This window comes from Paraburkholderia caledonica, assembly GCF_000383275.1.
Lineage (GTDB): Bacteria > Pseudomonadota > Gammaproteobacteria > Burkholderiales > Burkholderiaceae > Paraburkholderia > Paraburkholderia caledonica.
Map to the genome: position 1 here is coordinate 551469 of NZ_KB911034.1, position 25364 is coordinate 576832.

The following is a 25364-nucleotide window of genomic DNA, read 5'->3' on the forward strand; positions in this document are numbered from 1 at the left end:
GCGAGGCAAACCATGTGGATCGATACGCACTGCCATCTCGACGCCTCCGAATTCGACGCCGACCGCGAGCACGTCGCTGCGGCGGCGAAGAGTGCGGGCGTGGGGCGTATCGTCATTCCAGCCATCGGCCGGCAGAACTTTGCGGCCGTGCGCGAGCTGGCGCATCGCTTTGACGGCGGCGCATATGCGCTCGGCATTCATCCGCTCTTCACGCCATCCGCGCAGGAACACGATCTTGACCTGCTGCGCGCGGAAATTAAGGCGAGCCTCGACGACCCGCGCTTCATCGGCATCGGCGAGATCGGGCTGGATTATTTCGTCGACGGTCTCGACGACGCCCGGCAGCAATTCTTCTACAACGGTCAACTACAAATCGCGCGGGAATTCGATCTGCCGGTGATCTGCCATGTGCGCAAATCGCAGGATCAGGTAATCAAAGGCTTGCGCAGGCATCAGATTCATCGCGGCATCGCGCATGCATTCAACGGCAGCTTCCAGCAGGCGCAGGCGTATATCGACCAGGGTATGCATCTCGGCTTCGGCGGCAATCTGACGTTCGAGCGCGCGCGGCAGATTCGCCGCCTTGCCGAGCAGTTGCCGTTCGACGCGCTCGTGGTCGAGACCGACGCGCCGGACATCGCGCCTTCGTGGATTTACAAGCAGCGCAACTCCCCCGAACAGATTCCGGCCATCGGCGCCGGACTCGCGCAGTTGCGTGGCATGGCGGTGGACGAAGCCGCCCTAGGCACAACGGCTAACGCGCTCGCCGCGCTGCCGCGGCTCGCGCTTTCCTCTGCATAATTTGTCCGGTTGATTCTCGAGTGGTTTGCGCCGGGCGAGACACACGTCCGGCGGCATGCTTGCGCGTTGCGCCGTGCGTTGCGTCGTCTCGTCCCGGGTACGGCCAGTGGCGGGCGGAGGGCGCATGCGTACATGGTGGTGTGGATTCGGGTTGGGCGTCGTCTGGCTTCAGCGGCAGGCGGCGTTGCCTGGTTGGGGCGGTTGGTGCGCGCTGGTGTTGTTCGGCTGCGCGGCGTCGGCCGCCGCAGTGTGGGCCTTGCGTGGGTCTTCGCACATCGCGGATCGCGAGCAGAGCGCGCCTTCCAGTTGGACGCTTCGACGTGTGCGCTCATTGGCCGGCTGGGGCGCGCTTTCATGCGCGGCATGGTGCGTCGGCTTCGGCTACGCGGCATGGCGTGCGGAAGCACGGCTCGCAACGAGCTTGCCGCTTGCGTGGGAAGGCCGCGACATCGAGCTGACCGGCAACATCAAAGGATTGCCCTCGCGCGACGATAAAGGCGTTCGTTTTCTTTTCGACGTGGAGTCGGTCGACGCGCCTGCCGTTGAATCGGCACCGGGCGAACCGGTCAGGTTTCCGCGCGTCGTCCAACTGTCGTGGATGGCGGACGAAGCGCCGCCGCCGCCGCTTCAACCCGGTGAACGCTGGCGTCTGCGTGTGAGGCTGAAACGGCCACATGGCAATGCGAACTTCGGCGTGCGTGACGCGGAAGCCGGCTTGCTTGCGCGGAACGTGCGGGCCACCGGTTACGTGAGCGCGGCAACGCAGGCCGTGCGGTTGCGCCCGGATGCGCGCGGCGTGAGCGTGACGGTGGACCGCTGGCGCGCGGCGCTGCGTGCGCGCATCGACGCGGTGCTGGCGGACTCGCCGCATCGCGGCATCGTCGTCGCGCTGGCAATCGGCGCGCAGGACGAAGTGAGCGCCGCCGACTGGCAATTGATGCGCGCCACCGGCACCAGTCATCTGGTGGCGATCTCGGGATTGCATATCGGCTTTGCCGCGGGTCTCGCGGCATGGCTTTGCGGCGCGTGCTGGCGACGCTCGGGATTGATCGGCCGCAACTGGCCGCTGCACGTTCCCGCGCAATTCGTCGCGGTAACGGGCGGCGCGCTCTTCGCCGCGTTGCATGCTGCGTTGGCCGGCTTCAACGTGCCCGTGCAGCGCGCGCTGTGGATGGCCGGCGTCGTTGCGCTCGCGTATCTGAGCGGGCGCAATGTACCGCGCTCGGCCGTGCTCGCGTCTGCGCTCGGGCTCGTGTTGCTGATCGATCCGTGGGCGGTTGTCTCGGCGGGATTCTGGTTGTCGTTCTGCGCAGTGGCGGCGATTCTCTTTGCCACGTCGGGGCGGCCTCGCGTGGAAAATCACGAACAGCGCACGCACGAGACGGTCGAACAGGGCGGCGCGCCCGGCCGATTGTTGCGATGGTCATGGTTGTTGCGCCTGCGTGCTGCCGCCGCGCGCCGCGTTCAGGCTTTCGGTGAACGGCTGCGCGGCGCCGCGCATGTTCAGCTTGCTGTCACCGTCGCGCTCGCGCCGTTGACCGTCTACTGGTTCGCTCAGATTCCGTTGATCGGGCCGCTCGCGAACTCGTTTGCGATTCCGTGGGTAAGCCTGCTGGTGACGCCTTCGGTGCTGGCAGGCGTCGTGTTGCCCGCGCCGCTCGATGCCTACGCGTTTCGTACGGCGCACGCGCTGCTCGAGCTGATGATGGCCGGATTGCATTGGCTTTCCGGACCCAGATGGGCGCTGTGGTGGCTGCCGCAGCCGGACGGATGGACGCTCGCTGCGGCCGCGGTCGGCGTGCTGTGGTGTCTCGCGCCGCGCGGCTGGCCGCTGCGCTGGGCGGCGCCGCTCGCGTGGTTGCCGTTACTTGCGCCGGCGCCGTCCGGGCCGCCCCACGGTAGCTTCCGGCTGACCGCGCTGGACGTTGGGCAGGGCACGTCGGTGCTGGTCGAGACGGCGCACCACGTGCTGCTGTTCGACACGGGGCCGGGCCCGGAATCGACCTACGCCGGTGAGCGAGTCGTCGTGCCGTATCTTCAGGCGCACGGCGTCAACGTCCTCGACACGCTGATTGTTAGCCACGCGGATTCAGACCACTCGGGAGGCGCGCCGGCCGTGCTCGATGCGATCGAGGTCCGTCAGATGGTCGCCGCTCTCGCACCGGGCAATGCGCTATGGGCGGATGCGAGGCAACGGGGCGCGCAGACGTTGCCCTGCGCGGCGGGACAGCGCTGGCAGTGGGACGGCGTCGAATTCTCGATGCTCTGGCCCGACGCCGGGCCGCTACAGGGCAAGCCGAACGCGCATTGCTGTGTGCTGCGGGTGAGCACGTCGCCGGGTGCAGTTGCGAGCCCGGGAGAGGGAAGTGCAGAAGCTTCGCTTGCGGAGGGTACGGCAGGTGGCGTGAATAATGGTGGCGCGGCCAGCGCGGCGGAGCATGCGTCGGGCAGCAGATTGCATCGTGCGCTGAAGAGTACAACGGAAAGCGCGGCGAATCGCCCGTCGGCTGACGCGCCGAACGCGCACGCGCAAGCCACGAGCCTTGCAGCGCTGCTGACCGCCGACATCGAGGCCCCTGCCGAACGCGTGCTGTTGTCGCGCGATCGCGAGATGCTGCGTGCTCAGGTGCTGGTGGTCCCACACCACGGCAGCAAGACGTCGTCGACTGAGCCGTTCCTCGATTCTATCGACCCGCTCGTCGCGCTATTTCAGGTAGGCTATCGCAACCGGTTTCATCATCCCAGTGCGGGCGTGCTGGCGCGTTATTCGGCGCGGCATATCGAACTTGGACGCAGCGATGCGGATGGCGCGGTGCGCGTCCTGATCGACCCGGATTTCGCCACGCGGCGAGGTGCGCATGCAAGCGATACCGCGCTGACCATCGAGCGTTATCGCGACACACGCCGGCGTTACTGGATGGATCGCTGAACCGATCGCCGGCTGACGCTACGCAAGAGGAGCAGCCGCAAAAGAAGTGCGCTGAAGGCAACTCGGAGAGCGCCGTAGAAGAGAGGCAATGAGCGGGCGGCAAAGCGAAGCCGCTCAACGGGATCGTACTCAAGCTTCACAGCGGAGCACCGTCACAGCCACACCGCAACACTCAGCACCGCGAGACACCGCCAGGCTTCACCCGCCGCGAATAAACAGAACGGAGATAGCCGCAGTTGAAAAACATCATTCACTTCTCGCACGCAAACGGTTTTCCAGCGTCGATTTACCGGACGATTTTTGCGGAACTCGCCGACGACTATGAAAGTGCGGCACATCGAACGCATCGGACACGATCCGCGCTATCCGGTGACTCAGGACTGGCCGCATCTCGTCGAGCAGTTGCTCGACGACATCGGACGGACCTACGAGCAGCCGGTGTGGCTTGTCGGACATTCGCTCGGAGGCTATGTGTCGCTGATGGCGGCCTTGAAGAAACCGCAGTGGGTGAGGGGCGTCGTGATGCTCGATTCTCCGGTGGTGGCAGGCTGGCGCAGCAGCATTTTGCGCGTGTCGCAATGGACCGGGCTCGACGAGCGGCTTTCGCCCGCAGCGGCCACGCGCAAGCGCCGCACTCACTGGGCAAGCCGCGAAGAGGCATGGCGTCATTTCCATTCGAAGCCAGCGTTCGCGCGCTGGGACGAGCGGATGCTGTCCGACTACATCGAGTTCGGCATTCCGCAGGTTTCGCACGACGGCTCGCGCAGCCTCGCGTTCGATCGCCGTATCGAATATCAGATCTACCGGACCTTGCCGCATACGCTCGGCGCGCGGCTCGCGCGCGGCGCACCGGTGCCGGTCGGATTCATCGCCGGCACCCGGTCGCGAGAAATCCGTCAGGTCGGCTTGCGCGCCACGCGCCGTGCGACCGGCGGCCATGTGGAATGGATCGAGGGCAGCCACCTCTTTCCGATGGAAAAGCCGATCGAAACCGCGCGTGCCGTGCAGCGGATGTTGCGCGAACTGGAGCAGCGCGGCTGACGCTGCGCGCGCCGGTCACCGGTGGTTTGCGCGGCGCGCATGCGTGCCCGGGCCGCTCGCATTTTGCTGGGTTGAGACCCTGCTTTACGGTATAATCCGTTTTTCCCGCGAGCATCCAGCGATGACCAAATATGTTTTCGTCACCGGCGGCGTAGTATCTTCCCTCGGCAAGGGTATTGCCGCCGCTTCCCTCGCCGCGATCCTCGAATCGCGCGGTCTTAAAGTCACCCTTCTCAAGCTCGATCCCTACATCAACGTCGACCCCGGCACGATGAGTCCGTTTCAACACGGTGAAGTATTCGTGACGGAAGACGGAGCGGAGACCGACCTCGACCTCGGCCACTACGAGCGCTTCATCAGCACGAAGATGCGCAAGGCCAATAACTTCACCACGGGCCAGATCTACGAATCGGTAATCCGCAAGGAACGCCGCGGCGATTATCTCGGCAAGACGGTGCAGGTTATTCCGCACATCACGAATGAAATCCAGGCGTTCATCGAGCGTGGCGCGGCGTCGGCCACCTGCGGCGAGCCGGACGTCGCTATCGTCGAAGTGGGCGGCACGGTGGGCGACATCGAATCGCTGCCGTTCCTCGAAGCCGCGCGTCAAATGAGCCTGCGCATGGGCCGCAACAGCGCGTGCTTCGTGCACCTCACGCTGGTGCCTTGGGTTGCCACGGCCGGCGAACTGAAAACCAAGCCCACGCAGCACAGCGTGCAGAAGCTGCGCGAAATCGGTATTTCGCCGCACGTGCTGCTGTGCCGCGCCGACCGCCGCATTCCGGACGACGAGCGCGCGAAAATTTCCATGTTCTCCAACGTCCCGGAAGACGCCGTGATCTCGGTGTGGGACGCGGACAGCATCTACAAGATTCCGCAGATGCTGCACGATCAGGGTCTCGACGCGATCATCTGCGAAGAGTTGAAGCTCACGCCGAAGCCCGCCGATCTGTCCATGTGGGCGGACCTCGTTGAGAAGCTGCAGAACCCGGAACACGAGGTCACCATCGGCATGGTCGGCAAATATGTCGATCTGACCGAGTCGTACAAGTCGCTGATCGAAGCACTGCGCCACGCGTCCATGCATACGGCGACGCGCGTGAACATCGAGTACATCGATTCTGAAGAGATCGAGACGCAGGGCGTCGAAAGTCTCAAGCATCTCGACGCGGTGCTCGTGCCTGGCGGCTTTGGCCGTCGCGGTACCGAAGGCAAGATCGCGGCGATCCGCTATGCACGGGAAGCGAAGGTGCCGTATCTCGGCATCTGCCTCGGCATGCAACTGGCCGTCATCGAGTTTGCGCGCGACGTGGTCGGGCTGAAGAACGCGAACAGCACCGAGTTCGATCAGGAAACCGAAAACCGCGTGGTCGCGCTGATCACCGAGTGGTACGACCGCGAAGGCCGTGTCGAAAAACGCACTGAAGAATCGGATCTCGGCGGCACCATGCGCCTCGGCTCGCAGCGTTGCCCGATCAAGCCCGGCACCATGGCCGAAGAGATCTACGGCAAGGACGTGAACGAGCGTCACCGTCACCGTTATGAAGTCAATAACCGCTTCGTGCCCCAACTCGAAGCCGGCGGTCTTATCATCAGCGCCCGTACTCCGAGCGAAGATCTGCCGGAAATGATGGAACTGCCGCGCAGCATGCACCCGTGGTTCGTCGGCGTGCAGTTCCACCCGGAATTCACGTCCACACCGCGTGACGGCCATCCGCTTTTCAAGTCGTTCGTCGAGGCTGCGCTCGCGCGTCAGCAGTCGCGCGTCACGAACGAAGTCGGGGAGAAAGCATGAAACTGGGCGATTTCGAAATCGGGCTCGACAAGCCGTTTTTCCTGATCGCGGGCACCTGTGTCGTTGAATCGGAGCAAATGACGATCGACACGGCGGGCCGGCTGAAGGAAATCTGCGCGAAGCTGAACATTCCGTTCATCTACAAATCGTCGTACGACAAAGCCAACCGTAGTAGCGGCAAATCGTTTCGCGGTCTGGGCATGGACGAAGGGCTGCGCATCCTGTCGGAAGTGAAGCGTCAGCTCGGCCTGCCGGTGCTGACCGACGTTCACGCGGAGCACGAGATCGAACAGGTCGCCTCAGTGGTCGATGTTCTGCAAACGCCGGCTTTCCTGTGCCGTCAAACTGACTTTATTCACGCGTGCGCACGGTCGGGTAAACCGGTCAATATCAAGAAGGGCCAGTTTCTCGCGCCGCACGACATGAAAAACGTGATCGACAAGGCTCGCGACGCGGCACGCGAGGCTGGTCTGTCGGAAGACCGCTTCATGGCGTGCGAGCGCGGCGTGTCGTTCGGCTATAACAACCTCGTGTCCGACATGCGTTCGCTTGCCATCATGCGTGAAACGAATGCGCCGGTTGTTTTCGACGCCACGCATTCGGTGCAGTTGCCAGGCGGGCAGGGCACGAGCTCGGGCGGTCAACGTGAATTCGTGCCGGTGCTCGCGCGTGCCGCGGTCGCCGTCGGCGTCGCGGGTCTTTTCATGGAGACGCACCCGAATCCGGCGCAGGCCAAATCGGACGGTCCGAACGCGGTGCCGCTCAACCGCATGGCCGATCTGCTCGAGACGCTTGTCACGCTCGATCAGGCCGTCAAGCGCGCGCCGTTCCTCGAAAGCGATTTCAACTGATTCAGCCGTTCGCCGCATGCTGGCTCGCGTGTTGAGCCGCCCATTCAAGTGGGAGTGCGCGGCGAACGTGCACAATGGTGGTCGAACGTATCGTCGCGTAGCTTGTCTGTCGGGAGGCCATGCTCCGCATGGACCGGAACGAGCGCTGAAGGCCAGCTCCGCATTCGTGTGCTCTGTAGACGGGGTGAGCGCTAAACCGCTAACTCCGATCGACCTGCGAGATACAGTGTCACAGTAAAGAATTTATCGTCATTTCTTGAGGAAACCATGAGTGCTATCGTAGATATCATCGGTCGAGAGATTCTCGATTCGCGAGGCAACCCCACCGTCGAATGCGACGTGCTGCTCGAGTCGGGCACCATGGGCCGCGCCGCAGTGCCGTCGGGCGCATCCACCGGTTCGCGCGAGGCGATCGAGCTGCGCGACGGCGAAACTGGCCGCTACGGCGGCAAGGGTGTCCTGAAGGCAGTCGAACACATCAACACCGAAATCTCCGAAGCGATCATGGGCCTCGACGCTTCCGAGCAGGCTTTCCTCGACAAGACCCTTCTCGAACTCGACGGCACGGACAACAAGTCGCGCCTCGGCGCGAACGCGATGCTGGCCGTGTCCATGGCCGTCGCGAAGGCCGCCGCTGAAGAAGCCGGCCTGCCGCTCTACCGTTACTTCGGCGGCTCGGGCGCAATGCAATTGCCGGTGCCGATGATGAACATCGTCAACGGCGGGGCGCACGCGAACAACAGCCTGGACATCCAGGAATTCATGATCGTGCCGGTCAGCCAGCCGACCTTCCGCGAAGCACTGCGCTGCGGCGCTGAAGTGTTTCACGCGCTGAAGAAGATTCTGTCGGACCGCGGCATGAGCACGGCGGTGGGCGACGAAGGCGGCTTCGCGCCGAACTTCGGCAGCAACGACGAATGCCTGTCGACCATCCTGCAAGCAATTGAAAAAGCTGGCTATCGTGCCGGTGAAGACGTGCTGCTCGCGCTCGACTGCGCGGCGAGCGAGTTCTACCACGACGGCAAGTACCAGTTGGCGGGCGAAGGCCTGCAACTGTCGTCGGCGGAATTCACCGACTACCTCGCTACGCTCGCTGACAAGTTCCCGATCGTCTCGATCGAAGACGGCATGCACGAAAGCGACTGGGAAGGCTGGAAGCTCCTGACCGACAAGCTCGGCAAGAAAATCCAGCTGGTTGGCGACGACCTGTTCGTGACCAACACGCGCATCCTGAAAGAAGGCATCGAGAAAGGCATCGCGAACTCAATCCTCATCAAGATCAACCAGATCGGCACGCTGACGGAAACCTTCGCCGCGATCGAGATGGCGAAGCGGGCTGGCTACACGGCTGTGATCTCGCATCGTTCGGGCGAAACGGAAGATTCGACGATTGCGGACATCGCCGTCGGCCTGAACGCCGGCCAGATCAAGACGGGCTCGCTGTCGCGTTCGGACCGCATCTCGAAATACAACCAGTTGCTGCGCATCGAGGAAGACCTCGGTGATATCGCCAGCTATCCGGGCAAGTCGGCGTTCTACAATCTGCGCTAATTCGTTGTGATTGGACTGTTTCTAGCGCTGACCGATGAGCCGGTTTTTCTTCGTGTCTGATTGACCTCGCCGCCCTGCGTTTAGCGCAGGGCGGCGCGTATTTATTGTGCTTACTTCATGCGGCTCGTCACTGCTGTACTGATCGTTCTGCTGGCGTTGATCCAGTATCCGCTTTGGTGGGGCCATGGCGGCTGGTTGCGCGTGCACGAACTGCAGCAGCAGCTCGCGCAGCAGATGCAAAAGAATACCGACGCGAAACTGCGTAACGAGCGGATTCAGGGCGAGGTGCAGGACTTGCAGAACGGCACCGCTGCCGTCGAAGAACGCGCCCGCTACGAAATGGGCATGGTCAAAGACGGCGAAGTGTTCGTGCAATTCGTTTCGCCGAATGCACCTTTGCCGACGGCCAACGCGCCTTCGGCTTCCACCTCGACTCGCGGCGAAGTGTCGTCGGCACCGTTGCATGTCGTGCCGAATCCGGAGTCGCGCGCTAAGCCAGAGCGCAAGCACGGCGGCAAGGCAGCGAAAGACAAAAAGCCCGCGCACTGAGCGCTGACGGCGCTTCGTTGGGAAGGCGAAAAAAAGGCGCGGTGTCGATTGACCCGCGCCTTTTTTACATCGATGAGCATTCAACAGTCGAAACCGGCGGCCAGAATGCTTTGATCGCCGGCGCTTCCAGCGCTACTCAGCGTGCTCGGTCAATCACCAGCCCCAAGGACCGTAGCCGATGCCCACGCCGGTGCCCCAGCCATGCCCCCATCCACCGCCGTAGTAGCTACCGTAAACGCTCACCGGCACTGGCGGACTGTAATAGCGCGACCACGCCTGCGCGGCGTTTTCGGCAGCGATTGCCTGGTTTTGCTCCGCCATGACCTGCTGATCGATTGCGTTGTAACGCTCGCGCTCAGCGGGCGTGAGCGGTTGCGCGGTGCTGGCCATGCCCGACTGGTCGGCGGGCAGCCGGCTGTAAATAGGCGACGGTCCCGGCGGGTCCATCATGCAACCGGCTAACGCAGTGACGCCCGCCAGCGCCGTCAAGGTGGCGAGCGTGCGCGCGGGACGTAGCAGCGAGAAAGAAATGCTCATGTTCGGTCTCGATCAGTCGGATACCTAAGTAAAACATGTACAGCCAGATCTACAGCGGCACCAAGCAGTGCAGCCCCACAATGTCAAAGATACTCCGCCGCCTGTGCCTGTAAAACCGCCCCGGGCGGGGCGCGCATTCAATGGCAATGAAAAGCGTGCTCAGTTCAACCGGGACGCCGCCGCGAGCGCGCAAAGCGCTCGCGGCGGCCAGCCGCTTCAGTGCCGTTGCCCGGCAGCCGGCGTCACACCTTGTGAGAGTGCGTTCACGAGAAAAAGTTGCGCCACGTCGACCGGGTCGAACTCGTACCGCTGGTTGCAGAACTCACAATGAATCTCGACGTGGCCGCGCTCCTCAAGCACGCTGTCCACCTCTTCCCGGCCGAGCATTTTCAGCATCGAGCCGACTTTTTCGCGCGAGCAGGTGCACTCGAAACGCGCGGCGGCGGGCTCGAAATGCTGAACGTTTTCCTGCCAGAAGAGCCGCCGGAACACCGTTTCCGGTTCTTCCTTCAGCAGCTCGTCTTGCGAGAGCGTGCCGCCCAACGTGCAGACGCGCTCCCAGGTGTCCGCATCCAGCTCGCCCGGATGCGGGACGATGCCGCCGTCGCCCGGCAGCTTTTGCAGCAGCATGCCGACCGCACGTTCGGAATTCGCCGCCAGCCACAGGCGCGTGTCGAGCTGCTCGGAGTGATGCATGTAGTGCTCGAGCACTTCGGCCATAGAGTTGAGCGGACCGTCGACGCCCGACAGCGGCACGATGCTCTGATACGGCTGCTGGCCAGGCTTCTTGTCACGCGGGTCGAGCGTGATCACGCAGCGACCTTGGCCGCTTGCGTTGAGCAGCTCCACCAGCGAAGCGCTGTCGCCGATCGTGCCTTCGTCGCCGGAAAGCTTGGCGGTAGCGCGCATCGACAGATCCGAGCTGCATTGAACCACCAGCATCTTGGCCGGGCCGTCGCCGAAAATCTGCATGATCAGCGTCCCGTCGAACTTCAGATTCGCCGACAGCAGCGCGCACGCAGCCATCATCTCGCCGAGAATGGTCCGCACCGGCGCCGGGTACTCGCGGCGCGTTAGCACTTCCTGCCACGTATTGCGCAGCGAAACGATTTCGCCGCGCACCGGCGCCGCGCTGAACATGAATTTTTGCAACTGGTCGCTCACAACTTTTCCTCAGTCGAATGGCGCGCCACGACGATATGCCGTGCCGGCGCCGTGCGCGCTGCGCGCCCGGCCGGTCAGCCGATGCGTACGAGCTGCGCCTTGAAATACTCGCGGCGCTCGGCATAGCTTGCCGCGCCGCGCTGCATGTTGGCGATATCCGTCTCGGACAATTCGCGCACCACCTTGGCGGGCGCGCCGAGAATCAGCGAATTATCGGGAAATACCTTGCCTTCGGTCACGATGGCGCCCGCTCCGACCAGACAGTTGCGGCCGATTACTGCTCCATTCAAGACCACCGCCTGAATTCCGATCAGCGAGCCTTCCTTGATCGTGCAGCCGTGCAACATTACCTGGTGGCCGATCGTGACGTTCGGCTCGATGGTCAGCGGAAAGCCGGGGTCGGTATGTAAGACCGCGTTTTCCTGAACGTTGCTGCCCGCGCCCAACGTGATCGGCTCGTTGTCGCCGCGTAGCGTTGCGCCGAACCAGACGCTCGAATTTTCCGCGAGCGTCACATTGCCGATGATGGTCGCGGAGTCCGCGACGAATACGCTTTCGTGGATGGTCGGTGCGGCGTCGCCAAGCTTGTAAATGGTCACGTTGTCTCCTCGTGGATCGGTCGCCGGACGCCGGCGGCGAAAAGGGGCCGCGCCCATGCGTGGCTGGTGGCTCTTCGTCGTTGCGGCTGGCGCTCGCGATTGTCGAATCGAGTATTGTAAACGGTTGTGTGGTTGTCACGCTTAGGCCTCGCGAGGCCGTTCCACGCTTGCTGGATCACGTCTTCGTCGCTATTCCCAATTTCTTCACCGATTCACATCTGATGATTTCCTCCGTCCCGCCAGCTTCCTTTGCGCCGCCCAGTTCGGTGGACGAGCCCGCGCCCGGCTCGACCGGCCGGCCGTTGTGTGCGCGCAGCGCCGCGCTCGCCGCGCTGCGCGAAGCCAATCCGGTCACCAAGGCGGCCGCGGCGCGCGCGTTGTATGCAGCCGTACTCGACGGAAGCACACCATGCCCTGCCGAACTCGAACTGGCCGAACCGCCCGAACTTCCGGGCCGCCCCGTCCGGCCTGAACTTGTCGAGCCGCGCAAGCTCGGGCGGCGCAGCATGCAATCGCCGCAAGGGCGAGCGGTGCTGCTGCACGCGCTCGCGCACATCGAATTCAACGCGATCAACCTGGCGCTCGACGCCGTCTGGCGCTTCGCCGGCATGCCCGCCGCTTTCTACACAGACTGGTTGAAGGTCGCAGCCGAAGAGGCGTATCACTTTTCGCTGCTCACGGCGCGGCTCGCCGAGTATGGCCATGCCTATGGCGACTTTCCCGCGCACGACGGCCTATGGGACATGTGCGAGCGAACCCGTGGCGACGTGCTCGCGCGCATGGCGCTGGTTCCCCGCACGCTCGAAGCCCGTGGGCTCGACGCCTCGCCGCCTATCCGCGCGCGCTTGCAGCAGGCGGGCGATCACGCGTCGGCGTCGATCCTGGACGTGATACTGCGCGACGAAATCGGTCATGTGCTGATCGGCAACCGGTGGTTTCGTTATCTCTGCGACAAGGGCAGTCTTGATCCGCACGCCACTTACACGCGCCTCGCCGAGCAGTATCACGCGCCGAAATTACGCGGCCCGTTCAATTTCGAGGCGCGCCGCGACGCGGGTTTCGACGACACCGAGCTCGCCGACCTGGCCGCGTTGGCGGGCATCGACGCAGGCGGCGCGCAGACCGATCAGGGAACCCCGGACTGAGGTTTGTCTCGACCCGGGCTCAGGTCCGCCGTACGGTTATCTCGTTATAATCGAACGATCATTCTTTTTTGTGTGACCGATCATGAACACTTCCCGCTCCGAGTTTGTCGCCGTGCGAGGCGTCCGTCTGCATGTGCGGCGTTGGGGTAACCCCGACGCGCCGGCGCTATTCATGCTGCACGGCTGGATGGACGTGGCGGCGTCATTTCAGTTCGTCGTCGATGCAATGGGCGGCGACTGGCAGGTCATTGCGCCGGACATGCGCGGCTTCGGCCTGTCGGACTGGCCGGTGGCGCAAAGCGGCGGCGGTCACTACTGGTTCCACGATTACCTTGCCGATCTCGACGCATTGCTCGATCACTATGCGCCGACCGGCCAGGTCAATCTGGTCGGGCATAGCCTCGGCGCGAATATCGTCTGCCTTTACGCGGGCGTGCGGCCGGAGCGGGTGCGTCGCGTGGTCGACCTCGAGGGCTTTGGACTTGCGCCGTCGCATGCGGCGCAGGCGCCGAAACGTCTGCAAAACTGGCTCGACGAGTTGCGCGATCCGCCGCAGCTCAAGCGCTATGCGTCGCTCGACGAAGTAGCCGGCCGCCTCGTCAGGACCAATCCACGTCTGGCCGCCGCGCGTGCGCAGTTTCTTGCAAAGCATTGGTCGAAGCCCGACGGTGAAGGGCGTTTCATGCTGCTTGCCGACCCGGCGCACAAGCTGCGCGGCCCGACGCTGTACCGGCTCGACGAGGTCATGGCCGTCTGGCGCAAGGTGAGCGCAAAAGTGCTGCACGTCGAAGCCGCCCATTCGCCGACGCTCGCCGCGATTGCCGGCGAAATTCCGCTTGATGAATTCAAGGCGCGTTTCCAGGCGTTTCCCGACTGGCGCGAAAAGATCATCGACGAGGCGGGGCACATGGTGCATCACGACCAGCCAGAGCAGGTGGCGGCGCTGATCGAGGGATTCTGCGCGTAGCGCGCAAGCAGAGCGGGGCGCGCGCCGCAAGCCAGCGGAAAGCGGCGACGAGAGATTGCCCTGCGTCCACTTACTGCGTTGCAGTAAAATGGACTGCAGAACCTTCTCCAGACGATGATGAACGCCGACCTCCACTGTCACTCCACCGTTTCCGACGGCCAGTTTGCGCCGGCCGATGTCGCGCGCCGTGCGCATGCGGGGGGCGTGACCTTGTGGGCGCTGACCGATCACGACGAACTCGCCGGCCAGCGCGAAGCGCGTGAAGCCGCCGCGGAACTCGGCATGAGCTATGTCAGCGGCGTGGAAATTTCGGTGACCTGGGCGGCGCGTACGGTGCACATCGTCGGGCTCGGCATCGATCCCACGAGTTCCGTGCTGATCGACGGCCTTGCTCGCACGCGAAACGGGCGGGCCGCCCGGGCGGAAGCCATCGGCGAGCAACTGGCCACGCTTGGCATTCCCGACGCTTATCAGGGCGCGCTCAAATACGTGTCGAACCCGGACATGATCTCGCGCACCCATTTCGCGCGCTTCATGGTCGAGAGCGGCTACGCCAGTTCCACGCAAGACGTGTTCAACCGCTATCTCGGCGACGGCAAGCCCGGCTATGTTTCGCACCGCTGGGCGAAGCTCGCGGACGCGGTCGGCTGGATCAAGGCCGCGGGCGGCGAGGCGATCATCGCGCATCCGGGGCGTTACGCGTACTCGCCGGTCGAATTCGACGCGTTTTTCGCCGAATTCATCGACTTGGGCGGCAAGGCGATCGAAGTCGTGACGGGCAGCCACACGCCCGACCAATACCGCGAATACGCCGACGTGGCCCGCCGCTTCGGCTTCGAGGCGTCGCGTGGCTCCGACTTCCACGCGCCCGGTGAGGGCCGCGTCGAACTGGGCACGTTGCCGCAGCTTCCTTCCGATCTCAAACCCGTCTGGGAACGCTGGCTGTGAACGCGCGCCGTGCCCATGCGGCACGTCGCGTGCGGGAGCCGGCCGTCTGCGCGCGCGTCCCGCCGATTCGCCATAATTTGCCGTCGATCCTCAGCCATCGTTAGCCGCCATGTCCCAATACTTTCGGCTTCATCCAGACAATCCGCAGCCGCGCCTCGTCAAACAGGCGGTGCAGATCATCAACGACGGCGGCGTAGTCGCGTTGCCGACCGATTCCAGTTACGCGCTTGCCTGTCATCTCGACGACAAGGACGCGGTCGAACGCCTGCGCCGGATTCGCGGGCTGGATGAAAAGCAGCTGCTGTCGCTCCTCGTGCGCGATCTGTCGGAACTGGCGAACTTCGCGATGGTGGACAACCGCCAATACCGGCTGATCAAATCCGTGACGCCGGGACCCTACGTTTTCGTGCTGCAGGCGACCAAGGAAGTGCCGCGGCGCCTGTCGCATCCGTCGCGCAAGACGATCGGCCTGCGTGTGCCGGATCATGCGATCACGCTCGCGATTCTCGGAGAGCTCGGCCAGCCGCTGCTCGGCTCCACGCTGATAATGCCGGGGGAATCCGCGCCGCTGAACGATCCCGAGGAAATCCGCGAGCGGCTGGAAAAGCAACTGGATCTCGTGATCGACGGCGGCGCCTGCGTGTGCGAGCCGTCCACGGTGATCGATCTGACCGGCGCCGAGCCGGTGCTGGTGCGGGCAGGGCGCGGTTCTCTCGCGCCATTCGGTCTCGAAGAGACGGCATGAGCGAAAGCGGACAGACGCACGCAATCGCATTGTTACAATAGCGAGTTATGGATTCTTCCCTGATACAAACCATCGCGGTCTACGCGTTGCCGGTGATTTTCGCGATCACGCTGCACGAGGCCGCGCATGGCTACGTCGCGCGCTGGCTCGGCGACAACACGGCCTATGTGCTCGGCCGCGTTTCCATCAATCCGATGCGGCACATCGATCCGCTCGGCACGATTGCGATTCCGTTGCTGCTTTACTTCGCGACGAGCGGCGCGTTCATGTTCGGCTACGCGAAGCCGGTACCCGTTGCCTTCGGCAACCTGCGCAATCCGCGCTGGGGGAGCCTCTGGGTCGCCGCTGCCGGTCCCGCGTGCAACTTCGTGCAGGCGCTCATCTGGGGCCTCTTCGGCGTAGCGCTCGCGGTGATGGCCGTCGACGAACCGTTTTTCACGCGCATGGCGGGCGCCGGCGTCGGCGTCAATCTCGTGCTCGGCGTGCTCAATCTGTTTCCGCTGCCGCCGCTCGACGGCGGTCGCGTGCTGATGGCGTTATTGCCGCCGCGCCAGGCCATCACGTTGTCGCGACTCGAGCCGTATGGCTTTTTCATCGTCATGGCGCTGGTCATGACGGGCACGCTGACGCGATACTGGCTCGGCCCGCTCGTTACCCTCGGTTATAGCGCGATCACCGCAATCCTGACTCCACTTGTTTCGCTTTTCTAAATAACCATGTTCCCAGACCGTATCTTCTCCGGCATGCGGCCCACCGGGTCGCTGCACCTCGGCCACTATCACGGCGTGCTGAAAAACTGGGTGCGGCTGCAGTCCGAGTACCCGTGCTTCTTCTGTGTGGTCGACTGGCACGCGCTGACGACCCACTACGAAACGCCCGAGGTGATCGAAAAGAACGTGTGGGACGTACTGATCGACTGGCTCGCTTCGGGCATCGATCCGGCGCAGGCCACGCTGTTCATCCAGAGCAAGGTGCCGGAGCATGCAGAGCTTGCGCTGCTGCTCGGCATGAGCACGCCGCTCGGCTGGCTCGAGCGCGTGCCGACCTACAAGGAGCAGCAGGAAAAGCTGAAGGACAAAGATTTGTCCACGTACGGCTTCCTCGGCTATCCGGTGTTGATGGCGGCGGACATTCTGCTGTATCGCGGCTCGCTCGTGCCGGTGGGCGAAGACCAGGTGCCGCACGTCGAAATGACGCGCGAAATCGCGCGTCGTTTCAACTACCTGTACGGCCGCGAACCGGGCTTCGAAGAGAAAGCCAACGAAGCTGCGAAGAAGCTCGGCGGCAAGCGCGCGAAGCTCTATCACGAACTGCGCAACGCGTATCAGCAGGATGGGGACGACGAAGCGCTCGAACAGGCGCGCGCGATGTTGCAAGAATCGCAGAGCCTGTCGATGAACGACCGCGAGCGCCTGTTCGGCTACCTTGAAGGTTCGCGCAAGATCATCCTGGTCGAACCGCAGGCCATGCTGACCGAAGCGTCGCGTATGCCTGGCCTCGACGGTCAGAAGATGTCGAAGTCGTACGGCAACACGATCGGTTTGCGCGAAGATGCCGAGACCATCACGAAAAAAGTGCGCACCATGCCGACCGATCCGGCGCGCGTGCGCCGCACCGATCCGGGCGATCCGGACAAGTGCCCGGTGTGGCAACTGCATCAGGTCTATACCGACGAAGCCACGCACGAGTGGGTTCAGAAAGGTTGCCGCTCGGCGGGCATTGGCTGTCTCGAATGCAAGCAGCCGGTGATCGAAGGCATCCTGCGCGAACAGCAGCCGATGCTCGAACGCGCGCAGAAGTACATGGACGATCCGTCGCTGCTGCGCGCGATCGTCGCCGACGGTTGTGACAAGGCCCGCCGCTTCGCCACGGAAACGATGCGCGACGTGCGCGAGGCCATGGGCCTGTCGTACAACTGAACGACTGCGTCAAAGCGATGAGCACGACCGCTGTCTTGCATGGATTGGGCGAGCCGTCGCGCTGGGTGCGTCAATGGGCGCATCTGGTCGCGGCGCACGGTGCGGTGCTCGACGTCGCTTCTGGCGCGGGACGGCACGCGCGCTTTTTTGCATCGCTCGGCCATCCGGTGACTGCAATCGACCGCGACGCGGCCGCGCTGAATGCGCTGGCCGACGAGCCGCTCGTCACGACGGTCATGGCCGACATCGAAAACGCGCCTTGGCCTTTGGCAGCGGACGCACAGTTCGCCGCAGTGGTCGTCACTAACTATCTGCACCGGCCGCTTTTTCCCCAGTTGATTCGCTCACTCGCGCCCGGCGGCGTACTGGTTTACGAGACGTTCGCGCAAGGAAACGAAAGGGTGGGCAAGCCCTCTAATCCGGCGTTCCTGCTCGCGCCTGGCGAGCTGCTCGACGTGGTGCGCGCCCGGTTGCGAGTGGTGGCCTTTCAGGACGGTTTTGTCGCGCAGCCACGCCCGGCTTACGTCCAGCGCATTTGCGCAATTCTGGAGGCGGATTGCTCAGACGACTCCGCACAGGCGGCGCCCCCGCCTTGTTACGAGTTGCCCGGCTAATCCGCTACAATCGCGGTTTACCTGATCAAATTCATGGCGTTTCATGACTAACGGCAATCAATCCGGCAACCCGCGCGGCAACGACGGCGTTCAGATTCGCGGCAGCATTCCTGCCATCATCACCCCGATGCTCGAAGACGGCAGCCTCGATCTGCCGGCATTTCGCAAACTGATCGACTGGCACGTCGCGGAAGGCACGAATGCGCTGGTCGTCGTCGGCACGAGCGGCGAGTCGGCTACGTTGTCGGTCGAAGAACATGTGCTCATGGTCAAGACTGCGGTGGAGCACACGGCGGGCCGGATTCCGGTGATCGCGGGCTCGGGCGGCAACTCGACTGCTGAGGCCATCGAACTCACGCGCCAGGCGAAGGAAGTGGGGGCCGACGCCACGCTGCAAGTCGTGCCGTACTACAACAAGCCGACGCAGGAAGGCATCTATCGCCATTTCGCAAAAATCGCCGAAACGGTAGACCTTCCGGTGATTTTGTATAACGTGCCGGGCCGCACGGTCGCGGACATGAGCAACGAGACGATTCTGCGTTGCGCGCAGGTGCCGGGCATCATCGGCGTGAAAGAGGCGACGGGCAATATCGATCGGGCGGCGCATCTGATCAAGTCGGCACCGGCTCACTTCGGCATCTACAGCGGCGACGACCCCACGGCAATCGCGTTGATGCTGCTCGGCGGTCACGGCAATATCTCGGTTACCGCGAACGTCGCGCCGCGCGCCATGAGCGAACTGTGCAAGGCCGCGCTGGCTGCGGACGCAAAGACCGCCCGCGAGATTCATCTGAAGCTCCTGTCGCTGCATAAGAACCTGTTCATTGAATCGAATCCGATTCCCGCGAAATGGGCACTGCAGCAATTGGGTCGTGTGCAGGGCGGAATCCGCTTGCCGCTTACGCCGCTCGACGCGCAATACCATGAAGTGGTGCGCGGCGCGCTGCGCGAAGCGGGCCTGCTCGGTTAGGCGGCCCGTCCGCGTACCCTCGGCGCTCACCCAGTCCACTGGCATTCCCTTAACCGACGTCGATCCAGCCCACGTTCCCGGCACACAGAACCAGGCACCGCGTTCCAGCATCACGAAGGACCTCATGAAACGTTCCGCACTTTCCCTCCACGCAACCCGCATGGCGGCGCTGACGCTTGCCCTGGTGACGCTCGCCGGCTGTGACACCCTGAACGACTGGTTTGCCTCCGATCGCGTGAATTACAAAGGCGCGGGCAGTGCGCCGCCGCTCGCCGTGCCCGGCGATCTGACCACCACGCCGACCGACCAGCGCTACGTCGCACCTCCGGCTAATCTGGCGCTGGGCGGCGCCACGCAGCGCGCGGTTACGGCGGCCGGCAATTCCACGGAAGGTCAGCCGACCGCGCAGGACCCGTACGGCATGCACATCGAGCGCGACGGCGACCGCCGCTGGCTGGTCGTCGACGGCCGTTCGCCGGAACAACTGTGGCCGCAGTTGCAGGAGTTCTGGCAGGAGAACGGCTTCGCGCTGAAGACCGACGCGCCGGCCACCGGCATCATGGTGACCGACTGGGCTGAAAATCGCGCCAACATTCCCGACGACTGGTTCCGCCGTACGGTGGGCAAGGTGATCGACTTCGCTTATTCGTCGGGCACCCGCGACAGTTTCCGCACGCTCGTGTCGCGTGGTCCGTCAGACACCACCGACATTTCCGTCACGCATAGCGCAATGGAAGAGGTGTTGACGGGGCAGGACAAGACATCGTCGCGTTGGGAAGAGCGTCCGCGCGATCCGGCGCTGGAAGCGCTGTTTCTGACCAAGCTGATGCAGAAATTCGGCCTGACCGAAGCGCAGTCGAAGCAACTGCTGACGGAGGCGCACCCGGCTACGGCACCGGCCACGCTCGACAAGAGCGCAGGTACTTCCACGCTGGATCTTCAGGAATCGTTCGACCGTGCATGGCTGCGCGTCGGCCTCGCGCTCGACCGCACAAATTTCACCGTGGACAACCGGGATCGCGCGAAGGGCATTTACTACGTGCGCTACGCCGATTCGATGCAGGAACTGAAGAAAGAAGGCCTCCTCGGCAAGCTGTTCTACAGCGGCAATTCGTCGAAAAAGCCGGGGCAGGAGTTCCTCGTCAACGTGCGCCCTAAGGGTGACACGGTGACGCAAGTGGCAGTGCTCGACGCGAACGGGCAGATCGACAATTCATCCGACGCGCAGCGCATCGTGACGCTCCTGCACGCGCAACTGAACTAACGGGCTGTGCGATTCGCGAGTCTTGGCAGTGGCAGTGAGGGCAACGCACTGTTGGTGGAAGCGCAAAGCGGTGCGACCACCACGCGCGTGCTGCTCGACTGCGGCTTTTCCGCCAAGGAAGTCGAACGGCGCCTGACGCGGCTCGGCTGTAGCGCCGAAGGTCTCGACGCCATCCTGATCACTCACGAACACAGCGACCACATCGGCAGCGCGCTGACACTGGCGCGCAAGTGGTCGATTCCGCTGTACATGAGTTGGGGCACCGCCCGCGCAGTGGGCGCCGACGAGGCCAATGTCGACCTGCAAGTGCTGTGGGGCGATGAGGCTGTGGCGATCGGCGACCTGAGCGTTCTTCCGTACACGGTTCCTCACGACGCCCGCGAGCCGCTGCAATACGTGTTCTCAAATGGCGCGAGCCGCCTTGGCGTGCTGACTGATGTAGGCACTTCCACGCCGCATATCAGTTCCGTGTTGAGTGGTTGCGACGCGCTCGTGCTCGAATGCAATCACGACGTGCGAATGCTTGCCGGCAGCCGCTATCCGCAATCGCTGAAGGCACGCATCGGCGGCAATCATGGGCATTTGAACAACGACGCCGCAGCCGAAATTCTGGCCTCGCTCGATCGCTCCAAACTGCGCCATCTGGTGGCCGCACACTTAAGTCAGCAGAATAATCTGCCGGAACTGGCGCGGGCTGCCATGGCAAGCGTGTTGGGCGCGGCGCCGACTGACGTCGTAGTGGCGTCGCAGGCCGAAGGGTTTGAGTGGCTGGATTTGTGAGCGTCGCGGTATTGCCCAAAGAAAAAAGCCCATAACGAGCAATCGTTATGGGCTTTTTCTACGGCGCGGCGGCTGGTGGGACCAAGCAATGCCGCGCCTGAGTTCGACGCGTAGAACTTAGTTGCGGTTGCCGCCGAAGATGCCGAGCAGCGCAAGCAGGTTCACGAACACGTTGTACAGATCGAGATAGATCGCGAGCGCTGCCGTGATGTAGTTCGTCTCACCGCCGTTCACGACGCGTTGGACGTCGAACAGCATGTACGCCGAGAAAATCACGATGGCCATGACGGAAACCGTGAGCATCAGCGCCGGCAGGTGCAGGAACACGTTCGCGACGGACGCCAGCAGCAGCACGATCACGCCCATGAAGAGCCACTTGCCGAGACCGGAGAAGTCGCGCTTGCTGACGGTCGCAATGGTTGCCATCGACGCGAAAATCACACCGGTGCCACCGAAGGCGAGCATGATCAGCGACGGGCCGTTGGAGAATCCCAGCACGAAGCCAAGAATGCGCGACAGCATCAAGCCCATGAAGAACGTGAAGCCGAGCAGCACGAATACGCCGGCGGCGCTCTCCTTCGTTTTCTCGATCGCGAACATGAAGCCGAAGGCGATCGCGAAGAACGCCAGCATGCTCATGGCAGGACTTGTGGCGGCGAACAGCGAGAACCCGGTGGCCAAGCCTACCCACGCGCCAAGCACTGTCGGAATCATGGACAGCGCGAGCAGCCAGTAGGTGTTTCGTAGCACGCGGTTACGCGTTTCCACCGTGCTGACCGCGCCAGTGCGGCCAAAGCTATACGGATGATCGTTCATGGTCTCTCCTTACGTCAGAAGCGTGTTGCGTGGTGGTATCAGCGGTTTATCCAGCGCTCTTGCAGCGGGCCGTGCCGGAAGCTTTTCGCCCCGGTCGCGGACTACTCGTTTCTAAGATCGGTGCGGCAGCAGGGAGTTTCAATGCCGTCAACCAACTTAAAGTGCATTAAAAAGTGCTCACGAGGCCTACGCTACCAGTATTCAGAAACTCCTGCTTTGAGTCTTTCAATGCTGTAAGGGTTCAATCGCAATCATACACGGGAACATGCTACAATAGCGGATTCATTTGGATCTGTAACCTCTTAATTTTTTGGAGTTTTTATGGCGATCGAACGCACCCTGTCGATTATCAAGCCGGACGCAGTGGCCAAGAACGTGATCGGCCAGATCTACAGCCGTTTCGAAAACGCTGGCCTGAAGATCGTGGCTTCGCGCATGGTTCATCTGTCGCGCGCCGACGCTGAGAAGTTCTACGCGGTGCACGCTGCACGTCCGTTCTTCAAGGACCTGGTCGAATTCATGATTTCGGGCCCGGTGGCCGTTCAGGTGCTGGAAGGCGAAAACGCTATCCTGAAGCACCGTGACCTGATGGGTGCAACGGACCCGAAGAAGGCGGAAAAGGGCACGATCCGCGCCGACTTCGCTGACAGCATCGACGCAAACGCAGTGCACGGCTCCGACGCCGCTGAAACGGCTGCAGTTGAAATTGCATTTTTCTTCCCGCAAGTGAACGTCTACTCGCGCTAATGCTGGATTGCCCCGGCGGTTGTGCAGCCGGTTTCGTTTAGTCACACGAATCGCTGGGCAAAGTAGTAAGGTAAAAGCAGCAGGGATGGGCGCGAACGGCTTTGCGTTCATGCAGCTTGTTGCATGAACGCAGTCTCGCACTGAAATGGCAGGATTCGATATGACGAGCAGTTCCACCGTCAACCTTCTCGACCTCGACGCCCAAGGGCTCGTCGCCTATTGCGACAGCCTGGGCGAGAAGCCGTTTCGCGCCAAGCAATTGCAGCGCTGGATCCACCAGTACAACGCTGCAGACTTCGACGGCATGACCGATCTTGCGAAGTCCTTGCGCGAAAAGCTGAAGGGCCGCGCTACGATCTCGATGCCGGGCATCGTCAGCGACCATATTTCGACCGACGGCACACGTAAGTGGCTGATCGACGTCGGCAACAGCAACGCAGTCGAAACCGTTTTTATCCCCGAAGAAACGCGTGGCACGCTATGCGTGTCGTCGCAAGCGGGGTGCGCGGTGAACTGCCGCTTCTGTTCGACCGGCAAGCAGGGTTTCTCCCGCAATCTCACGACCGCCGAGATCATCGGCCAGTTGCGCATGGCGGAGTTCGCGCTGCGGGCATCGCGCGGGGTGGACGGTGGTCGCGCCTCGGGTGGCGACGGCAAAGGTGAGCGCGTCGTCACGAATGTCGTGATGATGGGCATGGGCGAGCCGCTCCTGAACTACGACGCGGTCGTGCCTGCCATGCGCCTGATGCTCGACGACAACGCGTACGGCTTGTCGCGCCGGCGCGTGACGCTGTCGACCTCGGGCGTCGTGCCCATGATGGACCGGCTTGGCGCCGATCTGCCCGTTGCGCTGGCTGTTTCGCTGCATGCGCCGAGCGATCCGTTGCGCGACATGCTGGTGCCGCTGAACAAAAAATATCCGCTGCGCGAATTGATGGCGGCTTGCCAGCGCTATCTGAAAGTCGCGCCGCGCGATTTCATTACTTTCGAATATTGCATGCTCGACGGCGTGAACGACAGCGAAGCGCAAGCGCGCGAGTTGCTGGCGCTCACACGCGACGTGCCATGCAAGTTCAACCTTATTCCGTTCAATCCGTTCCCCGAGTCGGGCCTCGTGCGCTCGAAACAGGAACAGATCAAGCGGTTTGCACAAGTGTTGATGGACGCGGGCGTCGTCACCACGGTGCGTAAAACACGCGGCGATGATATCGACGCTGCCTGCGGTCAGTTGGCCGGTGCGGTGAAAGACCGCACGCGCCTTGCTGAGCGCACCGGGAAGGCAGCGAAGATCATTGAAGTTCGTGCCGTGTAGGTCGCAAGGGCGGCGCCTTCGGGTATTAGGGCGCGAAACGCCCGTCAATACTCTAAAGCGCCAGGCATGCCGGCGATTGAAAAGAAAGTTTGCAGAATCGATCGGAAGCGGCACATGAGGCCGCGCATTTTGTTATAAACGGTCTGCGATTCGGACATGAAGTTTGGACCGGTCCGGTCGCACGAGTGAAAAAGAATCGACGCGAAAGGATTTGGGATGAGTGAGCCGCAGCACCCGCAGCCGCAGGACACAGACACGAACGAGAGCCACCCGGCATCTGCCTCGCGGGCGGCGCTGCAGCCTGTCGTACAGCCTGTTGCTCAGCCGGGCCTCGACTCGCTTGCGGCGGTTGGCGCGCGCTTGACGCAACTGCGCGAGTCGAAGGGCTGGTCGATCGAAGACGTGTCGGCCCGGTTGAAAGTGGCGCCCGCCAAGTTGCGCGCGCTCGAATCGGGCGACATCAGCCACTTGCCGGACACCACTTTCGCTCTCGGCGTGGTGCGCAGCTACGCCAAGATGCTCGGCGCCGATCCTGCTCCGTTCACGCAGGCATTGCGCCGCGAGAAGGGTGTGGCGGCGCCGGACCTGTCAATGCCCGCATCCTCAGGTAAGGACTTGCCGCGCGGCCGGGTGTCGCTGTCGCTTGGCGGCGGTGCACAAAAAAGCCGCTCGTGGTTGTGGGGCGTGGCGGCGGTGATCGTCGCGGTGATTTCGCTCGCCATGTGGCACACCAATGGGGGCGATTCAACAGCATGGCTCGCGCGCCTGAAGGCGAGCGCGAATGGTGGGGGCGGTGGCGCCACGGGCGCGTCGGGCACTGTCGCGCAAGGTCCGGCAGCGGGTTCCGAAGCAATTTCGCAAGAGGCCGCGTCCGAGTCCGAGGCGCAGGCTGCCGGCCAGAGCGGAGCGTCGGCTACGCCGATGCCCGTGCCGCTTGCGGCCGGGACCGCGCCGGCTTCCGCGCCGCCCGTCACGGCGGCGCCTGCTGCTAGCGCCCCGGCGGTTGTCGCCGGTGACTCGACGAAGGCGGCGGCAGCATCGGCGCCGGTCGCGGGGTCCGCAATCATTGCGCTGCGCGTGACGAAAGACAGTTGGTTCAGTGTGCGCGGCAAGGACGGCAAAGAAGTGTTCTCCGGCCTCGTGCATGCTGGCGATACAAAGGAAGTGACGGGCGAGGCGCCTTTCAAGGTCACGGTTGGCAACAAGGCCGGTCTTGAGTCGTTGACGCTGGACGGTCAGCCGGTCGATCCGTCGAAATATGCGGCGGCGAAAGGCAATGTGGCGCGCTTTGCGCTGCCTTGATATAGACGGTGTGCGCCG

Annotated in this window: 23 protein-coding genes and 1 pseudogene; 20 read left to right on the plus strand and 4 right to left on the minus strand. The window is 63.2% G+C overall.

Going from position 1 to position 25364, the window contains the following annotated elements:
- Positions 1-12: 12 nt before the first annotated feature.
- The 7 genes and pseudogenes from H281_RS0102525 (at position 13) to ftsB (ending at position 9517) form a co-directional block, all read left to right on the plus strand.
- Positions 13-801, plus strand: a complete 789-nt coding sequence (locus H281_RS0102525; RefSeq protein WP_020065516.1) for a TatD family hydrolase — start codon at positions 13-15, stop codon at positions 799-801.
- 124 nt (positions 802-925) lie between these two features.
- Complete coding sequence (locus tag H281_RS0102530) at positions 926-3730, plus strand: DNA internalization-related competence protein ComEC/Rec2 (RefSeq protein ID WP_027804232.1); 2805 nt, start codon at positions 926-928, stop codon at positions 3728-3730.
- Between the two features lie 236 nt (positions 3731-3966).
- Positions 3967-4771: pseudogene (locus H281_RS35370) on the plus strand (alpha/beta fold hydrolase).
- A 121-nt stretch (positions 4772-4892) separates the two neighbouring features.
- On the plus strand, positions 4893-6566 hold the full coding sequence (locus tag H281_RS0102540; protein ID WP_020065519.1) for a CTP synthase: 1674 nt from the start codon (positions 4893-4895) through the stop codon (positions 6564-6566).
- Entirely contained in the window at positions 6563-7417 is an 855-nt protein-coding gene (kdsA, locus tag H281_RS0102545) for a 3-deoxy-8-phosphooctulonate synthase (protein ID WP_020065520.1), read from the plus strand. Before H281_RS0102540 ends, kdsA begins: the two co-directional genes overlap by 4 nt.
- A 267-nt stretch (positions 7418-7684) precedes the next feature.
- A complete protein-coding gene (eno, locus tag H281_RS0102550; RefSeq protein WP_020065521.1) occupies positions 7685-8968 on the plus strand; it encodes a phosphopyruvate hydratase in 1284 nt (427 codons plus the stop codon).
- 117 nt (positions 8969-9085) lie between these two features.
- Complete coding sequence (gene ftsB, locus H281_RS0102555; RefSeq protein ID WP_020065522.1) at positions 9086-9517, plus strand: cell division protein FtsB; 432 nt, start codon at positions 9086-9088, stop codon at positions 9515-9517.
- Between the two features lie 153 nt (positions 9518-9670).
- On the opposite strand, the gene H281_RS0102560 is transcribed toward ftsB, so the two are convergent.
- The 3 genes from H281_RS0102560 to H281_RS0102570 all read right to left on the minus strand — a co-directional run bounded on the left by H281_RS0102560 (position 9671) and on the right by H281_RS0102570 (position 11817).
- Positions 9671-10054 (minus strand): hypothetical protein, encoded by a 384-nt coding sequence (locus tag H281_RS0102560; RefSeq protein WP_020065523.1) that lies wholly within the window; start codon positions 10052-10054, stop codon positions 9671-9673.
- A gap of 216 nt (positions 10055-10270) precedes the next feature.
- Positions 10271-11218 (minus strand): Hsp33 family molecular chaperone HslO, encoded by a 948-nt coding sequence (gene hslO, locus H281_RS0102565; protein WP_020065524.1) that lies wholly within the window; start codon positions 11216-11218, stop codon positions 10271-10273.
- Between the two features lie 74 nt (positions 11219-11292).
- Positions 11293-11817: a gamma carbonic anhydrase family protein gene (locus H281_RS0102570; protein ID WP_020065525.1), complete on the minus strand. Its 525-nt coding sequence runs from the start codon at positions 11815-11817 to the stop codon at positions 11293-11295.
- Between the two features lie 221 nt (positions 11818-12038).
- Between H281_RS0102570 and H281_RS34250 the strand changes: the two genes are divergently transcribed.
- The 10 genes from H281_RS34250 to H281_RS0102620 all read left to right on the plus strand — a co-directional run bounded on the left by H281_RS34250 (position 12039) and on the right by H281_RS0102620 (position 21169).
- On the plus strand, positions 12039-12962 hold the full coding sequence (locus H281_RS34250; RefSeq protein WP_051120889.1) for a ferritin-like domain-containing protein: 924 nt from the start codon (positions 12039-12041) through the stop codon (positions 12960-12962).
- Positions 12963-13044: 82 nt separating this feature from the next.
- Positions 13045-13929, plus strand: coding sequence for an alpha/beta fold hydrolase (locus H281_RS0102580; RefSeq protein ID WP_020065527.1), 885 nt, complete (start codon positions 13045-13047; stop codon positions 13927-13929).
- A gap of 117 nt (positions 13930-14046) precedes the next feature.
- Positions 14047-14877, plus strand: coding sequence for a 3',5'-nucleoside bisphosphate phosphatase (locus H281_RS0102585; RefSeq protein ID WP_027804233.1), 831 nt, complete (start codon positions 14047-14049; stop codon positions 14875-14877).
- Between the two features lie 109 nt (positions 14878-14986).
- Positions 14987-15622: an L-threonylcarbamoyladenylate synthase gene (locus H281_RS0102590; protein ID WP_020065529.1), complete on the plus strand. Its 636-nt coding sequence runs from the start codon at positions 14987-14989 to the stop codon at positions 15620-15622.
- Positions 15623-15669: 47 nt separating this feature from the next.
- Positions 15670-16332, plus strand: coding sequence for a site-2 protease family protein (locus tag H281_RS0102595; RefSeq protein WP_020065530.1), 663 nt, complete (start codon positions 15670-15672; stop codon positions 16330-16332).
- A gap of 6 nt (positions 16333-16338) precedes the next feature.
- Entirely contained in the window at positions 16339-17541 is a 1203-nt protein-coding gene (locus H281_RS0102600) for a tryptophan--tRNA ligase (protein ID WP_027775408.1), read from the plus strand.
- Between the two features lie 17 nt (positions 17542-17558).
- Positions 17559-18155 carry a class I SAM-dependent methyltransferase gene (locus H281_RS0102605; RefSeq protein WP_020065532.1) on the plus strand — a complete coding sequence of 199 codons (597 nt, stop codon included), beginning with the start codon at positions 17559-17561 and terminating at the stop codon, positions 18153-18155.
- Positions 18156-18198: 43 nt separating this feature from the next.
- Positions 18199-19125 carry a 4-hydroxy-tetrahydrodipicolinate synthase gene (gene dapA / locus H281_RS0102610; RefSeq protein WP_020065533.1) on the plus strand — a complete coding sequence of 309 codons (927 nt, stop codon included), beginning with the start codon at positions 18199-18201 and terminating at the stop codon, positions 19123-19125.
- A gap of 124 nt (positions 19126-19249) precedes the next feature.
- Entirely contained in the window at positions 19250-20389 is a 1140-nt protein-coding gene (bamC, locus tag H281_RS0102615; RefSeq protein WP_027804234.1) for an outer membrane protein assembly factor BamC, read from the plus strand.
- Between the two features lie 6 nt (positions 20390-20395).
- On the plus strand, positions 20396-21169 hold the full coding sequence (locus tag H281_RS0102620; protein ID WP_020065535.1) for an MBL fold metallo-hydrolase: 774 nt from the start codon (positions 20396-20398) through the stop codon (positions 21167-21169).
- A 117-nt stretch (positions 21170-21286) separates the two neighbouring features.
- Here the strand turns inward: H281_RS0102620 and H281_RS0102625 are convergent, their stop codons facing one another.
- A complete protein-coding gene (locus H281_RS0102625; RefSeq protein WP_020065536.1) occupies positions 21287-21985 on the minus strand; it encodes a Bax inhibitor-1/YccA family protein in 699 nt (232 codons plus the stop codon).
- Positions 21986-22306: 321 nt separating this feature from the next.
- Between H281_RS0102625 and ndk the strand changes: the two genes are divergently transcribed.
- From ndk to H281_RS0102645, 3 genes are all read left to right on the plus strand, one after another.
- Positions 22307-22732 (plus strand): nucleoside-diphosphate kinase, encoded by a 426-nt coding sequence (ndk, locus tag H281_RS0102630; protein WP_020065537.1) that lies wholly within the window; start codon positions 22307-22309, stop codon positions 22730-22732.
- A gap of 160 nt (positions 22733-22892) precedes the next feature.
- Complete coding sequence (rlmN, locus tag H281_RS0102635; RefSeq protein WP_027804235.1) at positions 22893-24044, plus strand: 23S rRNA (adenine(2503)-C(2))-methyltransferase RlmN; 1152 nt, start codon at positions 22893-22895, stop codon at positions 24042-24044.
- A 216-nt stretch (positions 24045-24260) separates the two neighbouring features.
- On the plus strand, positions 24261-25346 hold the full coding sequence (locus H281_RS0102645) for a helix-turn-helix domain-containing protein (RefSeq protein ID WP_020065539.1): 1086 nt from the start codon (positions 24261-24263) through the stop codon (positions 25344-25346).
- Positions 25347-25364: the final 18 nt, after the last annotated feature.

Coding starts and splice junctions, on each gene's coding strand:
- H281_RS0102525 (WP_020065516.1), top strand. CDS start 13: ATGTGGATCGATACGCACTGCCATCTCGACGCCTCCGAATTCGACGCC.
- H281_RS0102530 (WP_027804232.1), top strand. CDS start 926: ATGCGTACATGGTGGTGTGGATTCGGGTTGGGCGTCGTCTGGCTTCAG.
- H281_RS0102540 (WP_020065519.1), top strand. CDS start 4,893: ATGACCAAATATGTTTTCGTCACCGGCGGCGTAGTATCTTCCCTCGGC.
- kdsA (WP_020065520.1), top strand. CDS start 6,563: ATGAAACTGGGCGATTTCGAAATCGGGCTCGACAAGCCGTTTTTCCTG.
- eno (WP_020065521.1), top strand. CDS start 7,685: ATGAGTGCTATCGTAGATATCATCGGTCGAGAGATTCTCGATTCGCGA.
- ftsB (WP_020065522.1), top strand. CDS start 9,086: ATGCGGCTCGTCACTGCTGTACTGATCGTTCTGCTGGCGTTGATCCAG.
- H281_RS0102560 (WP_020065523.1), bottom strand. CDS start 10,054: ATGAGCATTTCTTTCTCGCTGCTACGTCCCGCGCGCACGCTCGCCACC.
- H281_RS34250 (WP_051120889.1), top strand. CDS start 12,039: ATGATTTCCTCCGTCCCGCCAGCTTCCTTTGCGCCGCCCAGTTCGGTG.
- H281_RS0102580 (WP_020065527.1), top strand. CDS start 13,045: ATGAACACTTCCCGCTCCGAGTTTGTCGCCGTGCGAGGCGTCCGTCTG.
- H281_RS0102585 (WP_027804233.1), top strand. CDS start 14,047: ATGAACGCCGACCTCCACTGTCACTCCACCGTTTCCGACGGCCAGTTT.
- H281_RS0102590 (WP_020065529.1), top strand. CDS start 14,987: ATGTCCCAATACTTTCGGCTTCATCCAGACAATCCGCAGCCGCGCCTC.
- H281_RS0102595 (WP_020065530.1), top strand. CDS start 15,670: ATGGATTCTTCCCTGATACAAACCATCGCGGTCTACGCGTTGCCGGTG.
- H281_RS0102600 (WP_027775408.1), top strand. CDS start 16,339: ATGTTCCCAGACCGTATCTTCTCCGGCATGCGGCCCACCGGGTCGCTG.
- H281_RS0102605 (WP_020065532.1), top strand. CDS start 17,559: ATGAGCACGACCGCTGTCTTGCATGGATTGGGCGAGCCGTCGCGCTGG.
- dapA (WP_020065533.1), top strand. CDS start 18,199: ATGACTAACGGCAATCAATCCGGCAACCCGCGCGGCAACGACGGCGTT.
- bamC (WP_027804234.1), top strand. CDS start 19,250: ATGAAACGTTCCGCACTTTCCCTCCACGCAACCCGCATGGCGGCGCTG.
- H281_RS0102625 (WP_020065536.1), bottom strand. CDS start 21,985: ATGAACGATCATCCGTATAGCTTTGGCCGCACTGGCGCGGTCAGCACG.
- ndk (WP_020065537.1), top strand. CDS start 22,307: ATGGCGATCGAACGCACCCTGTCGATTATCAAGCCGGACGCAGTGGCC.
- rlmN (WP_027804235.1), top strand. CDS start 22,893: ATGACGAGCAGTTCCACCGTCAACCTTCTCGACCTCGACGCCCAAGGG.
- H281_RS0102645 (WP_020065539.1), top strand. CDS start 24,261: ATGAGTGAGCCGCAGCACCCGCAGCCGCAGGACACAGACACGAACGAG.